The 14,071-nt window shown below is 60.2% G+C and carries 14 protein-coding genes; 2 read left to right on the top strand and 12 right to left on the bottom strand.

The annotated features are described in order from the left end of the window. Positions 1-94 precede the first annotated feature (94 nt). The 3 genes from ACO07N_RS12950 to ACO07N_RS12940 are packed head-to-tail and all read right to left on the bottom strand — an operon-like array spanning position 95 to position 2,806. The gene (locus ACO07N_RS12950) at positions 95-967 is read right to left on the bottom strand and encodes a C40 family peptidase (RefSeq protein WP_421984422.1); all 873 of its coding nucleotides are present in this window, start codon (positions 965-967) and stop codon (positions 95-97) included. 33 nt (positions 968-1,000) lie between these two features. Then, entirely contained in the window at positions 1,001-1,351 is a 351-nt protein-coding gene (locus tag ACO07N_RS12945; protein ID WP_421981411.1) for a MarR family transcriptional regulator, read from the bottom strand. A 60-nt stretch (positions 1,352-1,411) separates the two neighbouring features. Further along, positions 1,412-2,806, bottom strand: a complete 1,395-nt coding sequence (locus ACO07N_RS12940) for a leucyl aminopeptidase family protein (RefSeq protein ID WP_421981410.1) — start codon at positions 2,804-2,806, stop codon at positions 1,412-1,414. 184 nt (positions 2,807-2,990) lie between these two features. On the opposite strand from ACO07N_RS12940, the gene ACO07N_RS12935 reads away from it, so the two are divergent. Continuing rightward, positions 2,991-3,773 (top strand): tetratricopeptide repeat protein, encoded by a 783-nt coding sequence (locus ACO07N_RS12935; protein ID WP_421981409.1) that lies wholly within the window; start codon positions 2,991-2,993, stop codon positions 3,771-3,773. A gap of 51 nt (positions 3,774-3,824) precedes the next feature. Here ACO07N_RS12935 and ACO07N_RS12930 read toward each other — a convergent pair whose 3' ends face one another. From ACO07N_RS12930 to cpaB, 8 genes are all read right to left on the bottom strand, one after another. Next, positions 3,825-4,547, bottom strand: a complete 723-nt coding sequence (locus tag ACO07N_RS12930) for an RraA family protein (RefSeq protein ID WP_421981408.1) — start codon at positions 4,545-4,547, stop codon at positions 3,825-3,827. A gap of 161 nt (positions 4,548-4,708) precedes the next feature. Further along, positions 4,709-5,692, bottom strand: a complete 984-nt coding sequence (locus ACO07N_RS12925; protein ID WP_421981407.1) for a type II secretion system F family protein — start codon at positions 5,690-5,692, stop codon at positions 4,709-4,711. A gap of 9 nt (positions 5,693-5,701) precedes the next feature. Beyond that, positions 5,702-6,721, bottom strand: coding sequence for a type II secretion system F family protein (locus ACO07N_RS12920; protein WP_421981406.1), 1,020 nt, complete (start codon positions 6,719-6,721; stop codon positions 5,702-5,704). A 7-nt stretch (positions 6,722-6,728) separates the two neighbouring features. Then, the gene (locus ACO07N_RS12915) at positions 6,729-8,264 is read right to left on the bottom strand and encodes a CpaF family protein (RefSeq protein ID WP_421981405.1); all 1,536 of its coding nucleotides are present in this window, start codon (positions 8,262-8,264) and stop codon (positions 6,729-6,731) included. Positions 8,265-8,294: 30 nt separating this feature from the next. Next, positions 8,295-9,602 (bottom strand): AAA family ATPase, encoded by a 1,308-nt coding sequence (locus ACO07N_RS12910; RefSeq protein ID WP_421981404.1) that lies wholly within the window; start codon positions 9,600-9,602, stop codon positions 8,295-8,297. Between the two features lie 8 nt (positions 9,603-9,610). Continuing rightward, positions 9,611-10,324 (bottom strand): CpaD family pilus assembly protein, encoded by a 714-nt coding sequence (locus ACO07N_RS12905; RefSeq protein ID WP_421981403.1) that lies wholly within the window; start codon positions 10,322-10,324, stop codon positions 9,611-9,613. Positions 10,325-10,334: 10 nt separating this feature from the next. Further along, positions 10,335-11,744, bottom strand: a complete 1,410-nt coding sequence (locus ACO07N_RS12900; protein WP_421981402.1) for a type II and III secretion system protein family protein — start codon at positions 11,742-11,744, stop codon at positions 10,335-10,337. A 38-nt stretch (positions 11,745-11,782) separates the two neighbouring features. Then, positions 11,783-12,550 carry a Flp pilus assembly protein CpaB gene (gene cpaB, locus ACO07N_RS12895; RefSeq protein WP_421981401.1) on the bottom strand — a complete coding sequence of 256 codons (768 nt, stop codon included), beginning with the start codon at positions 12,548-12,550 and terminating at the stop codon, positions 11,783-11,785. A gap of 664 nt (positions 12,551-13,214) precedes the next feature. Between cpaB and ACO07N_RS12890 the strand changes: the two genes are divergently transcribed. Beyond that, positions 13,215-13,457, top strand: coding sequence for a hypothetical protein (locus ACO07N_RS12890; RefSeq protein ID WP_421979421.1), 243 nt, complete (start codon positions 13,215-13,217; stop codon positions 13,455-13,457). Between the two features lie 2 nt (positions 13,458-13,459). Here the strand turns inward: ACO07N_RS12890 and ACO07N_RS12885 are convergent, their stop codons facing one another. Continuing rightward, the gene (locus ACO07N_RS12885; RefSeq protein ID WP_421981400.1) at positions 13,460-13,975 is read right to left on the bottom strand and encodes an A24 family peptidase; all 516 of its coding nucleotides are present in this window, start codon (positions 13,973-13,975) and stop codon (positions 13,460-13,462) included. Positions 13,976-14,071 lie beyond the last annotated feature (96 nt).

The raw sequence follows: 14,071 nt of genomic DNA, 5'->3' as shown, positions 1-14,071 counted from the left end.
GCACACCCTTCCTAACGGGATCTCGCCATTTCGCATGCCATTTCAGACTCATTTATGGGTCCATCACCTAGGTTCCGAACCCCGGCCAAATCCGTCAGGGCGTGTCCAGCCGGCGGGCGTTGGTGACCGCGCCCCATTCCGTCGCAGCAATACGCTCGACCGCGCTGTCGAGCGGCTCGTAGGCCACCGTCATCGTAAACCCGTTTGCATGAAGCAGCATGTTGGGTCCGGTGACGATCCCGACATGACCCTTCCAGAACACGAGATCCCCGCGCCGGAAAGCCGATGGATCGTCGTGCGGGATTTCATGCCCGGCATTTTGTTCCTGCATGTCGCTGTCGCGCGGGATGTCGATACCACCGGCCTGCGCGGCCAGCTGGACGAGCGCAGAACAATCCAGCCCCACGCTGGTGCGCCCGCCCCACAGGTACGGGGTGCCCAGCATTTCCTCGGCAACGCCGACCCAGTCTGTCTCGACGTCGTCGAGGCCGACCAGATGCTTGCCGACAACCGCCGAGCCGTCGCTCAACAGTGCATATGTCAGCCCGCGCGTTTCCGCTTCGCCGACGACCGTGACGTTCGACCCGATCGAGAGAAAGCCCAGTGGCGGGAACTTCAGATCCGGTCCCGGATAACGATAGGTTCGAAGCGCCCGAACCCGGTGCGTTGCCGCCTTCACCGGTCCCAGCCCGTCTGAAGAAATCCAGCCGACATATCCGTCCGTGTCCAGCTGCCCCCACGCCCAGCCTTCCGCGGTTTTCTCGTAGACGGTCACCCACTCGCCGCAAAGGACCTCGGTATCGATGGGACAATCCGGCCGGGGGTCCGGCCGCATGGCGAGACTGTCAGCCGCTACCTGCAGAACCTCGCCCTCGACGAAGCGCTCGGCTTCGACCCGCCCCTGATAATCCAGTGCCGCCAGATCGAGGCGAACCGGGTGAAGACGGCGGTCGAACAGGTTTTTCATTTTCAAATCGGTTTCCAGACTGGCATGTGACAGCTATCGGGGCAGTTCCCGGGCCTTGTCTACCACGAGATCGCCCAGGTGTTCGAGGTAAAGAGCGCCCTCGACCGTACGCGTGATGATCACGTTGCGCTTGTCGGCCTCGTCGCGCTTGCGCGACAGCAGCCGGAGACCGCCGAGCGTGTCCAGCGCCCGGGTGATGGCCGGCTTGGTCACGTTCAGCTTGGCGGCTAGCCCCCGCACCGTGTGCGGCGGCGGCTCGAGATAGACTGTCAGAAGGATCGTCAACTGACGCGCCGACAGGTCCTGCTCGCTGTCCCGCACCAGCGCCAGGTTGACTTCGTGCAACAATTTCAGTGCCTGAGAGGCGCGTATGTCGACAACCATGACCGAACCGATTTTACTCCTTGGCCATGGGTATCGAAACACAAAAACGTTTCGGACCCGTTATTGTGAGGCGGCATATCGCTCGGAGATGACGTCGAAGAGACACCTGATGCCCTGCGCATCGCCACCTGCCGTCTTGCCGGGCTTGTCCGCAGGTGCCCAGCCGTAGATGTCGAAATGTACCCAGCTTTCCGTGTTCTCGACAAAGCGCGACAGGAACAGGGCGGCGGTGATCGAGCCGGCAAAGCCGGTGCCGGACGTGTTGATGTGATTGATGTCCGCAACCTTGCTGTCGAGATACTTCATGTAGGGCTGCCAGAGCGGCAGACGCCACAGGGGATCGGCCGCCGCTTCCGCGACGACGGCAATGTCATCGGCAAGGCCCTCGTCATTCGTGTAGAAAGGCGGCAGATCCGGTCCGAGGGCAACGCGCGCCGCACCGGTCAGAGTTGCCATGTCGATCATGAGATCCGGCGTTTCCTCGTCTGCGAGCGCAAGCGCGTCGCCCAGGATGAGCCGGCCTTCCGCATCGGTGTTGCCGATCTCCACGCTCAAGCCCTTGCGGCTCGCCAGAACGTCGCCCGGGCGGAAGGCGCTTCCGGCAACGGCATTTTCGACGCAAGGGACAATGACACGCAGACGCACGGGCAACCCGGCCGCCATGATCATCGAAGCAAGACCCAGGACATTTGCCGCTCCGCCCATGTCCTTTTTCATCAGCGACATGGAGTTGCCGGGTTTCAAATTCAGACCGCCCGTATCGAAGACGACCCCTTTGCCGACGAGCGTCACCTTGGGATCGGTATCCCTTCCCCATGTGAAATCGGCAAGGCGCGGCGCCCTGGAGCTGGCACGCCCGACTGCGTGCACCATCGGGAAATCCTGCGTCAGCAGATCCTCGCCCACGACAATGTGCCCCGAGCCGCCATGCTTCTGAAAAAGATCGGCGACAGCAGCAGCCAGTTCCTCCGGACCCAGGTCATTCGCGGGCGTGTTGATCAGATCGCGCGCCAGCTGCACGCCATCCAGAATGATGCCTATCCGGTCCAGATCGACATCCGTGCCGACGCCGAGTCGGGAAACCTTGCCGGACGGCTTCAGGTAGCGCTCGAAGCGATAGGACGACAGGCCGAACCCGAGCGCGGCCTGGTCCGGATCGGGAAAGCCCTCTGCAAGGGCGTAGTCCCCTTTGGGCAGGCTCTTGACGAGCGCCCCGAGCGCGAAGGGGTGCGGCAAGCCGCCGTCTTCAACGCCGAACAGAACCACCGCGCCGTGCCCTTCGGCCCCGGGGATCAGCAAGGAGGACGCGGGTTTGCCCGTGAATGCATTGAGACTGCACCATTGGCCTGCACTGTCCCCGAGTTCTGAAAGAGTGCTTTCAAGCGACGCCTCCGTGACCGCGATGATCGGGGTTGCTTCGGGCATGTCGGACTTGCGGACCAGGGATTCGCGCACGTTTGAAACTCCATGAAACGGGATTGCCGGTCTCCACAGGTAAGCCGCCTTCGCGAAAGACGCAATACGGGTGCAAATTCACCCACCTTTCTTGCAAATCGCAACGGTGCTTAACCATCCATTAGGGTTAATTATTTATTTCTCTAAGGGACCTTCACAGCTGCGGACAACAAGGATGTTGAAAATGCAAGCGCCCAGAACAGGATCCGTCTCACGCCGCAACAGAGTGGCGTCTGCGCTCGTGGCCTTGACCGCACTTGCGCTGGTAACCGGATGCGCGTCGAACAAGTCCAATACCGGCACCTATTCTCCTGCCAACGGCACCCACACCGTCAGCCCGGGTTCCAACCTGGCGCGGGCGGAAGTCTCCAAATGGGCCAAGACCTACGAAAAAGACCGCAGCAACCGGACCGCGGTGCTCGGCTACGCCAACGCCCTCAACCAGAACGGCCAGATCGAACAATCTCTGGCGGTCCTGAGAGCAGGCGTCATCGCGCACCAGAAAGACCGCGAGATTGCCTCCGCCTACGGCAAGATCCTTGCGATGAACGGCCGTTTTGACGAAGCCCTCAACGTGCTGCGCCGCGCACAGCGGCCCGACCTGCCCGACTGGAAGATCATGTCGGCGGAAGCCGCGATCTACGACCAGACTGGCAAGCATGAAAAGGCACGCAGCCTTTACAAGCAGGCGCTCAAGATCGCGCCGGACGATCCGAGCCTGTTGAACAATCTCGGACTTTCCTATCTCCTGTCCAACAAGCTGCCAGACGCCGAATACACCCTGCGGCGCGCCGCCAGCCTGCCCGGCGCAGACAGCCGCGTGCGCCAGAACCTGGCGCTCGTTCTGGGCATTCAGGGAAAAGTCGAAGAAGCCGTCGAGGTTGCCACCTCCGAGCTTGATCCCCGGCAGGCCAAGGCGAATATCGCCTATCTGCAGACGATGATGCAGAGCCGTCAGCGCAGCTGATGCTGACCTGCGTGCGGAAGCGCCCGTCTTCCGCCGCCCTCAAGGGATCGTCTAGTCCGTGATCCGCACCCGATCGCTTTCCAGCAGGTCCCCGACCCAGTCGGGGACACGCATTCCGGCAGCCACCCGTTCGTCCTGCGCGTGTTCTGCCGCGCGCACTTTTTCAAGGCTGGCAATGACATCGTCCAGTCTTTCGAACGGGACAACCACCACGCCATCCCGGTCGGCAACGATCATGTCTCCCGTCTCCACCTCCTGTCCGCCGATCTGGACCGGCGTGCCGACGGAACCGGGTCCGGACATATGCGGCGATGCCGGCGTTATGCCGGCGCACCAGACCGGAAGGCCGACCTTCACGATTCCGGTGTAGTCGCGCATTGGACCATCGGTAACGAACCCCGCCGCACCGCAATTCCTCATCATGCCGACGAGACCATCACCACCGGCGGCACACCCGGTGTGAGCTGCAAAGGCAGAGACCACGACATCGCCGGGCCGAATGTATTTGAGTGCGGCAAATGCGGCCAGGACGTCGGCAGCGCCGCAATCGGCGGTGAGTGCCGGTCCCGCTGCGACGCAGTTCAGGTCCCGGCCAAACCCGACGGGCGCGATGTTGCGCGACAAGGCGCCTCCGCCGTGAAGCGCATCGACCACAAATCCGGTCGATACATCCTGAAAAGACGCGATCTGCTGCTCCGTCGGCCGTCTCATCGAGGCCTTGATCGTGAGGATTGGAGGGGCTTCGATCATGTCGATCTCCTTCGCCGTTGTCATAACATCCCCGGCAGTTGTCGAATTCCGCTGCCGGATTGACAAGTCACTTCGAACGAAGAACGGGACGGCAACAACGAAAAACCCCGCCGGTCATCAGATACCGGCGGGGTGTTCCGTTCTTGCGTATTTCAACGGGCCGGTTCGGAGCCCCTTCTAAATCTTCAGAAACCTTCCAGGTCCATGACCTGCATGACCGCCGGGCTCATGATGATGAAGAACAGGACCGGCAGGAAGAAAATGATCATCGGAACCGTCAGCTTCGGCGGCAAAGAGGCAGCTTTCTGTTCGGCGAACAACATGCGCTGCTCGCGCGTGTCGTCAGCCATCGTGCGAATGGCGGTGCCGACCGGCGTACCGTAACGTTCCGCCTGTACAAGCGCCATCATCACGTTCTTGACACCATCCACACCCGTACGTTTGGCAAGGTTTTCATACGCCGTGCGGCGTTCGCTGAGATAGGACAGCTCGGCTGTCGTCAGCGACAATTCCTCGGCCAGGTCGACTGACTGGATACCGACCTCTTCCGCAACCTTCTGAAAGGCGCCCTCGATGGACATGCCCGATTCGACGCAGATCAGCATGAGGTCGAGCGCATCCGGCCAGGCACGCTGGATGTTGAGCTTGCGTTTGTCGATCTTGTTCTTGAGGAACAGGTTCGGCAGAAACGCGCCGACGCCGGCGACCGCAATGGACAGGCACACCTTGGTCACCGTCGGCAACCAGTCCGGGATAACCACGAGCGAATAGAAAAGCGCGATGACCAGAAGCACGACCGGAATGGCAACGCGCGCCGTCAGGTAATAGTAGAGCGGCGCGGTACCGCGATAGCCGGCCATTCTCAACTTGTCGTTCGTGCTTTCATCGGAAAGCATTTCCCTCAGGTTGAGCTGATCGACCAGGCTCTTCATCTGAGCCTTCGGCTGATTGCGAAGGGACGCGCGGGCGTCCTGTTGCTGGTTGGCCTGCAACCGCGCGCGCTCCTTGGCGCGCAGCTTGTCGCGCTCCAGGGCGACCGACTTCATGCGGGTCTTCAGCGTGTCCCGCGACAGGATGGGTGCCACCAGCGAGAAGATCGTACCGGTGACCGCGACCATGGCGAGCAACCCTGCAAGAAACTGGCTCGATGCAATTGATTCCAGATCCATGCCGCCCCCTTAAAAGTCGAAGTTGATCATGTGACGCATGACCATGATGCCGATGAACATCCAGAAGAGGCATCCGCCGATGATGATGTTGCCGCCCGTGGTGGTGAACAGCAGGCTGATGTAATCCGGCGCAATCAGGTAGATGATGCCGCCGACACCGAACGGCATCGCGCCGATGATCATGGCCGACGACTTGGCCTCCGAACTCAGTGCCTGGATCTTGCCCTTGAGCGATTTGCGGCCGCGCAGAACCTTGGACAGGTTTCCGAGCGCTTCGGCCAGACCGCCACCGGCCTTTTGCTGAATGGCGACCACGATCGCGAAGAAGTTGGCCTCCGCGACCGGCACGCGTTCGGGCAGCTTGGCAACGGCATCGGCAAGGGAAAGGCCCATGACCTGCGTCTCGGTGATCTTGCGGAATTCGGTTGCCACCGGCTCGCGGGATTCGCGGGCAACCACCTTGATACAGTCCGCAAGCGGCAGGCCTGCCTTCACGCCGCGCACGATGATATCCACACCGTTGGGCAATTCTGTCAGGAACTGGTTGAAGCGGCGCTTGCGCTTGTTGCCGACATACCAGCGCGGAAAGCCGAGAGCACCAGCGAAACCGGCCGCGAACGTGATCCAGAGGTTGCCGCTTGCAACAAACCCGACCACGAGGAAGATCAGGCAGGAGAAGATGCTGAAAATGACGAAATGCTTCATCTCCCAGCCAAGTCCAGCCTGCTCCATCTTGACCTTCAGCGACACTTTCTGCTGCCGGTGGTGCTTGGCCTTCTGCCTTTCCTCGAAGTCCTTCAGCTGATCCTGGATCGACTTCTTGCGCCGGTCATTGTCCCGGATCTGCTTCCGCTGTTTTTCGGATTGCGGCCGTGCCGCCACCGCCAGCATACGCTGGTCGCGGCGTTTCGTTCCGGAAAGCGAGGGCGCGAACAGGCTGAAAATCAAACCGCCGACGGCGAACATGACGAGAAGCGCTACGGCGATCCCGGTCACCTGTGGGGTCAAAAAGTCTTCAAATCCGGACATCCGCTTCTCATTCCGCTACATAGTCAGGCAGTTCGGCAGCATCGAGTGCCTGTGCCAAACGCGATTCCTCGCCAAAATAACGCGCACGCTCCCAGAATTTCGGCCGCCCGATCCCGGTGGAACGGTGACGGCCGATGATGCGTCCATTCGGATCTTCACCGACAATGTCGTAGAGGAAGACGTCCTGCGTCGTGATGATGTCACCTTCCATGCCGACCACTTCGGTCACATGGGTGATGCGGCGGGATCCGTCGCGCAGGCGGGCAGCCTGAACGACAACGTCGATTGATGAGACGATCATTTCCCGGAGCGTTCTGGAGGGCAGCGAGAAGCCACCCATCGTGATCATGGATTCAAGCCTGGAAAGGGCTTCGCGGGGGGAGTTGGCGTGGAGCGTTCCCATCGAACCGTCGTGACCCGTGTTCATGGCCTGCAGAAGGTCGAAGGCTTCCGGTCCGCGCACCTCGCCCACGATGATGCGCTCAGGACGCATACGCAGACAGTTCTTCACGAGATCGCGCATCGTGATCTCGCCCTCACCTTCCAGGTTGGGCGGGCGTGTCTCAAGGCGCACGACGTGAGGCTGCTGGAGCTGAAGTTCCGCGGAGTCCTCGCATGTGATGATGCGCTCGGTGCTCTCGATATAGGCGGTCAGACAGTTCAGGAGCGTCGTCTTGCCCGAACCGGTACCGCCGGAAATCAGGACGTTACACCGTGAGCGCCCGATGATCTGGAGGATCGTCGCACCTTCCGGGGTTATCGAGCCGAACTTGGTGAGCTGGTCGAGGGTGAGCTTGTCCTTCTTGAACTTACGAATGGTGAGCGCGGGACCGTCGATCGAAAGCGGCGGCGCAATCACGTTCACACGAGAACCGTCGGGCAGGCGCGCGTCACAGATCGGGCTCGCGTCATCGACGCGGCGGCCGACCTGGCTCACGATCCGCTGACAGATATTCATCAGCTGGGCATTGTCGCGGAAGTTCACACCCGTCTGCTCGACCTTGCCCGCAGTCTCGATATAGACCGTGTGCGCGCCGTTCACCATGATGTCGGCGATGTCGTCGCGCGCAAGGAGCGGTTCCAGCGGTCCGTAGCCCAGAACGTCGTTGCAGATGTCCTCCAGCAGGTCTTCCTGCTCGGCGATGGACATGATGACATTTTTCAGGGCGATGATGTCGTTGACGACGTCCCGGATCTCGTCACGGGCATCTTCGGCATCGAGTCGGGCCAGCTGCGACAGGTCGATCGCCTCGACAAGTGCGTTGAAGATCTGCGCCTTGGTTTCGTAATATTCGTTGTTCTTCTTTTTCGGTGCGGGCGCAGGTGCCTTGGCTTCCGGTGCCGGCGCAGGTGCCGCTGCAGGCGCAGGGGCAGCTGCCGGAGCGGGTGCCTTTTCGCTCTCCGCGGGCTTGGCCTGGGCTTCCGGCTCAACGGATGGGGCCGGAGTTGGCGTTTCCGCAGACGGTTCCGGAGCGCCCCCGGGGACGCCTTCCGGACGTGCTGTCTGCGCTCCAGACGATGAATTGCCGCGTCTTCCAAACATAGCGATCTTTCAGCTCCGCTTACGAACCAGTTAACCGGACTTTCGTTTCAATTTAGAAAACAAGCCACCTAGCCCAGACCGCGTCACCTTCGGCGGCTGAACCTTGCCGGAAATGGCGTTTGCGAGGTCGTCGAACTGACGAGCCACGGCGTGCTTTCCGTCCATTTCACTGATCATCTGGCCGTTGTTCGCCGCTGTTCCGAACAGCTGCGGCTCAAAGGGAATGGCCGCCTGGACCGTGAGCCCGAGGGCACTTGCAAACTCGTCCGGCTTGATTTCCGGCCGCTTTGGAACATTGACCTTGTTCATGACGAGATGCGGCGCACGGTCATTGGGACGCAGTTGCTTCAGCATGTCGACGGCATTTTTCGCATTGCGCAGATTGGCCAGATCGGGTTCAGCCACGAGAACGATCTCGTCCACGTTCAAAAGCGTGTTCTTGACCCAGGCGTTCCAGGTATGCGGAACGTCAAGCACGACGTTGGGCACACTTGCGCGCATCGTTTCAAACAGAAGCTCGAACGACTTTTCGCTGTGGTCATACGTTCTTTCCAGCGTGGCCGGCGCTGCCAGCAGGCTCAGATGTTCGCTGCACTTGGAAAGAATGCGGTCGAGATAGGTCTCATCCAGACGGTCGGGCGAGGAAATCGCTTCAAAGACCCCCTGCAGCGGATCCTGGTTGTAGTCCAGGCCGGCCGTTCCGAACGGCAGGTCGAGATCCGTCACGACGACTTCACTCTGGAAATTGCGTCCGAGCACCCATGCGCAGTTGTGTGCGATGGTGGATGATCCGCAGCCGCCCTTGATGCCGAAAAACGCGGTCGTCCGGCCCAGAGGTTCGGATTCGGGATCCGCGTACAACTCCGCGATCGCACCGATCAATTGGTAGACATTCACGGGGCTGATCAGATATTCGCTCACGCCGCGCGCGATCAGCTCGCGGTAGAGAAGAACGTCGTTCATGTTGCCGATCACGATCACCTTCGTGCCCGCGTCGCAATACTCCGCCAGCTGATCGAGGTTGGTCAGGAGCTCTTCGCGCTGCCCGTTGGTCTCCACGATGATCAGGTTGGGCGTCGGTGCCTGGGCGAAGACATCGATTGCTGCGGGTATGCCACCCATTTCCAGCTTGAGATGCGCTTTCGCCATCCGGCGGTCTTCCATCGCCGTTTCGGCCATGTGCATGGTCGCATCGGTCAGGCAGAAGCCGTGCACGGTAATCCTCGGCACAGATCCGATATTCGCCGTATCCTCAGCCCCTGCGTACTGGTTTTCAGCAGGTTCCGACATAGGATCGAGATAGCCCGGCGTGTCCTGTAGTTCTGCGTTCGTGCTCATTCTTCCACCTATTCTGAGACTTCCGCGCCGACACCCTCAGTGTATGTGCTGGTGGTGTTGGAACCCGTGCGGTAGTTATCGATCACGACAGCGCGCCGTGCCTGATCAGCCGGAGTCGACGCCCGCGGCGTCAGCAGGTCCGAAGGATTGTCGACCATCGCAGCGAGGTTCGACTGTGTCGCACAACCGAAGTTTTCGTATTCGGTGTTTTCGCCGATGCCGCCGCCGATGTTTTTCGGCCAGGCACCGCAAGGTCCGGCGGTTGCCTGCATCGCCGCGTAGGACAGGCGGATCGGCGCTTCGGCCTTGGGATCCTGCACCGCGTAGGTTCGCGTCGAGATCCGGGACCGGCTGACGCCACCGCGCTGCAATGCGTGCCTGATGTCTCCGGTCACCGCGTGAACGGCGGCTTCGTTGGCACCACCCGAGGGCACGAGAATTTCAACGGCCCCATTTCCCTTTCTGCGGGATTCGACGGCAAATGCCGTGATCGTGCCTTCGATCGGACCGTACAGATTGCGCGTGTTCTGCCCGATCGGCAGGTCCAGCGTCTCAGGCTCCTCCGTGATGACGATCGGATGCCTGTACCGATAGTCGTGAGAGGCGAGCAATTCCGCGTTGCTCTGAGTCCTGTTCTGGCAGCCTGCGACAACCAGACATCCTGCGAACAGGAGGAGGGATTTGGATGCGGCAGATAACCGGACTGTCTTTTTCGTCTTCATCCGTCCGTCCTCACTTGTAGATAAAGCCGACCTGGCCGTGGTACTCGCTCTGAACCACGTCACCCGTCGGATTGAAGATTTTGTTTAGCCGGTTCAGGAAGATCGTCTCCGCGTCCGACGGCGGCATCAGGTTCTTGTCCGGCCGTACGACCTTGTTCCGTGCGATCGGGCGGACGACGTAAGGTGTCACGAAGACCGTCAGTTCCGTCTGATCACGCAGGAAGTCACGGCTCTTGAAGAGGGCTCCCAGGATCGGGATCTGCATCAATCCGGGAATGCCTTCGATGGATTGCTGGTAGGATTCCTGCAGCAGTCCGGCCATCACCAGCGTACCGCCGGACGGCAGTTCCACCGTTGATTCGGCCCGCCGCACCTTCAGCGCGGAGATCGTGATGCCGCCGGCGCTCACCGCCCCTTCGTTGCTGAGTTCGCTCACCTCCGTCAGGACGCGCAGGCTGATGCGGCCTTCCGAAAGAACCACCGGCGTGAAGTCCAGGCCGACACCGAATTTCTTGAATTCGACGGTGACCGTGTTGTCTTCCTGGGCAATCGGGATCGGGAATTCACCACCTGCCAGGAAGCTTGCGTTTTCACCTGATATGGCCGTCAGCGTTGGTTCCGCGAGGGTCCGGATGACGCCTTCTCGCTGCAGGGCCTCGATCTCCGCGTTGATCGACGCCGCGCCGCTCAGGAAGCTGACACCTGCGGTGGCCTGGTTGACGATCGACGGGTTGACGTTGAAGCCCGGCTGATTGCTGAAGTTCGGCGTGAAGTTCCCGGTACCGACACTGCCGTTGAACTGGACACCGAGCTGCTTGATGATCGACCGCTCCACCTCGGCAACGGTCACTTTCAGATGAACCTGATCCTTGCCTTCGACGGTAATGAGATTGACGACGTCCGTCGCGTTGTCATCGCCCTGGAAACGCGCCGCGATGTCGGCTGCCTGCTGCGCCTCAAGCGTGCTTCTCGCAGTGCCGCTCAGGATGACGTTGCCATTGACCGATTCGGCTGAAATGTTCGAGCCTGGGATCAGTTTCCGGATGATCCTGGCCAAATCCGAGGTGTCGCTTTCCACGCGGATGTCGAAGCTTGCCAGTTCGCGGCCACTGCGGCTGAACAGGACCAGTCTGGCCTGCCCGGCCGTGTTTCCGAGAACGAAGATCCGCCGCGGCGTTCTGAGCACCGCATCGGCGATTTCCGGGTTGGAGATCAGGACATCTGCCGCGTCTTCCGCCAGATTGATAACCACCGAGCGGCCGATACCGACATTCAGGATCCGCCCGCTTGCACGTTCACCTGCAGCAACATGGACCTGGCTGGGAAAATTGCTTTGTGCCTGCGCTGCCGGCACCGTTGCCGAAAGGAAGGCCGCCAGGATTGCAGCAGCGGCTGCAAATCTGAGAATTTGGTTTTTCATCGCGCCCCTCACGCTTGAGGTCCTCGTCAGATCCGGTTTCATCTCGAGACCTTCTTGCTGGTGATGCCGTACTTCACGTAACTCACATCGTTACGGCGGCTTTTGTCTTCTTCGGCGTCGTCCGCCGAGTCCTGTGCACTGCGCAAAGCAAGGGAAATCGTTCCTGTCTGTTGCGCCTGTGCGACAATTTCCGATTCAGCGAGCGTCAGCTCCAGGGTGGCCGTCTTCTTGGGCGACAGGTTCTTCTGGTCCTGTTCGCCGGCTGTGGTCGCGTCGATCGCCAGGACCCGCTTGTTTTCCAGGATCGTTTCGCTGAAGACGATGTCGTCGAGGTTCCGCGTCAGGATGAGGTCCACCTTGTCACCCGGCAGGATGAAGCCGCCGGCGGTCGTCTCTTCTTCCACGCTCACCGCGATCGCACGCTTGCCCTTCGGCAGGATCGCCGACATGAAGCCCTTGTCGGTGTTGATCAGACGCTCCGGCCGGATCGGTTCGCCGGCAAAAATCGGCGCCTTGGCGATTCGGCCCAGAAATTCCTTTTCCGCGGTCGGGTCGGATGTCTTGGTGACCGATCCCCTTGGCAGAGCCTCCTCGGGCCAGTCGGCCCAGGCGAAATTGTCATTGGTCAGCTTCCCGCCGAGCGGAATGTCGACTTCCGCGACCAGAACCTTCACCTTCGATGTCTCGACAGGTGCCTGGACAATTTGTGGAGCGGGTTCGCCGCCACCTGACAACATGACCATACGAAATGCCAGCAGACCTGCTACCACCGCGACGACCAGTACTAAGATTCGAGCGAATTTCATGGCAAAAACCCAATGATCCTGTGCGCAAATGCGTTTTGTAGTCATAGGATGACGGGTAATTGGTCAAAACATGGTTAATCAGGAGTAGAAGTTTTTGGTTAATTTCCGTTAACTTTACTAAAAAACGTCTAAATCGCTTTCAATTTGCGAAAATGAGAGCGAATTGGACCGAATACGCGGCCGGAAGCGCTCCATTCTTCAACAGGTTTCTTCGAACACAATCAGCCTGGCCGGAGCACGCATGGCCGACAAAACGGCATTTACGTCAACAAATGCGGTTTCCCGGGGAGGATTCAGCCGGGTGCGGGATCAGTCCAAGCCAGAGAATCGGTCCCGGCATCGCAACAAGCGGGAGTCGACCGCGCCCCGTCCGGGACGGGCTCACCTCTTCCCGCGGGAACAGTTTCCGAACACGAAGATGGTTTCAGCAGTGCCGATCCGCGCAGCCGGAAGAGCGTATGGGGCAGTTCGGCTTGTCTTGCAGATCCCGCGACACCGCTTTTGGGCGGTTCAAAACCAAACGGGGTTGGCGAAGCGGCCTGAAAAAAACCGGCGCAGATCTGAAAGCAGTTTCTTGCGGCAATCGGGGGTTGGGAAGACGCTATATATATAGGCGGGTTTTCCGCAGCATCGGAAAGCCCGTCTAGGGTCAGGACCCATTGATTTGGATGAATTGGTAGGGATGAATTTGTTCGGATACGAGGCGCAAAGCTGCAGGAAACCGTCCGGTTTCCAAAGATTTGCAACGACGTTGCCGGGCAAATTCACCCTATCCCTGCGGGACGCAAAAACGGCTTCGATCTGCTTCGTCAAAGCACTCAACCGGGCAGGAAGCCCGCTTGTCGCGCTTTTCCTTGCAGCTCATCGCCGTTTGTTGCGCCAATTCAACCAAATTAATGAGTCCTGACCCTAGTATCCGCTGCCGATCATCTGGAACCAGGTGGTCATCGGATAGATCTGCAAACCGGCAATCGCGATCGCGATCCCATAGGGGATCCCGCTCTTCCTGTCGTGCAGCCGCACGATCCATTCCTGTCTTGCCAGTGCGTTGGGCAGGACGACGTTGGTTCTCATGTACAGCAGACCCATCGTCAGAAACATTCCGTAGACTGACACGAGCAGGACAAAGCCGGCAAGTTCGGGCGTGAAGCCGATCCAAAGGGCCATCGCGGTCAGGAACTTCGCATCACCGCCGCCCATCCAGCCAAGCGTCCAGAACAAAAAACACACCGGAAACACGACAAGCGCGCCGAGCCCATGCGTCCCCCAGGCTGCCAGCGGAAGTCCGCTCGCAAGGGACAACACGACGAATCCTGCGATCAGCAGGATCGAAACCCGGTTCCGAATGGTCATGGTCAGCAGATCCGACGCCCCGCCGAAGGCGACCAGCATCGGAAAAACGACCAAAAGTGCAGCTTCGAGCATGAAGCACCCGTTTCTTGTTTCGTCGGATCGATTTTAGGCAGGCCAGGTTAACGAAAGACGGACAGGTCAACAAAAAACGGGCGGTAAACCGCCCGT

This window comes from Roseibium sp., from assembly GCF_965229775.1.
Lineage (GTDB): Bacteria > Pseudomonadota > Alphaproteobacteria > Rhizobiales > Stappiaceae > Roseibium.
Note: the sequence above shows the minus strand (reverse complement) of the source record. Positions and strands in the feature narration are given on the sequence as shown.

Coding starts and splice junctions, on each gene's coding strand:
- ACO07N_RS12950 (WP_421984422.1), bottom strand. CDS start 967: ATGAAAAACCTGTTCGACCGCCGTCTTCACCCGGTTCGCCTCGATCTG.
- ACO07N_RS12945 (WP_421981411.1), bottom strand. CDS start 1,351: ATGGTTGTCGACATACGCGCCTCTCAGGCACTGAAATTGTTGCACGAA.
- ACO07N_RS12935 (WP_421981409.1), top strand. CDS start 2,991: ATGCAAGCGCCCAGAACAGGATCCGTCTCACGCCGCAACAGAGTGGCG.
- ACO07N_RS12930 (WP_421981408.1), bottom strand. CDS start 4,547: ATGACAACGGCGAAGGAGATCGACATGATCGAAGCCCCTCCAATCCTC.
- ACO07N_RS12925 (WP_421981407.1), bottom strand. CDS start 5,692: ATGGATCTGGAATCAATTGCATCGAGCCAGTTTCTTGCAGGGTTGCTC.
- ACO07N_RS12920 (WP_421981406.1), bottom strand. CDS start 6,721: ATGTCCGGATTTGAAGACTTTTTGACCCCACAGGTGACCGGGATCGCC.
- ACO07N_RS12915 (WP_421981405.1), bottom strand. CDS start 8,264: ATGTTTGGAAGACGCGGCAATTCATCGTCTGGAGCGCAGACAGCACGT.
- ACO07N_RS12910 (WP_421981404.1), bottom strand. CDS start 9,602: ATGAGCACGAACGCAGAACTACAGGACACGCCGGGCTATCTCGATCCT.
- ACO07N_RS12905 (WP_421981403.1), bottom strand. CDS start 10,324: ATGAAGACGAAAAAGACAGTCCGGTTATCTGCCGCATCCAAATCCCTC.
- ACO07N_RS12900 (WP_421981402.1), bottom strand. CDS start 11,744: ATGAAAAACCAAATTCTCAGATTTGCAGCCGCTGCTGCAATCCTGGCG.
- cpaB (WP_421981401.1), bottom strand. CDS start 12,550: ATGAAATTCGCTCGAATCTTAGTACTGGTCGTCGCGGTGGTAGCAGGT.
- ACO07N_RS12885 (WP_421981400.1), bottom strand. CDS start 13,975: ATGCTCGAAGCTGCACTTTTGGTCGTTTTTCCGATGCTGGTCGCCTTC.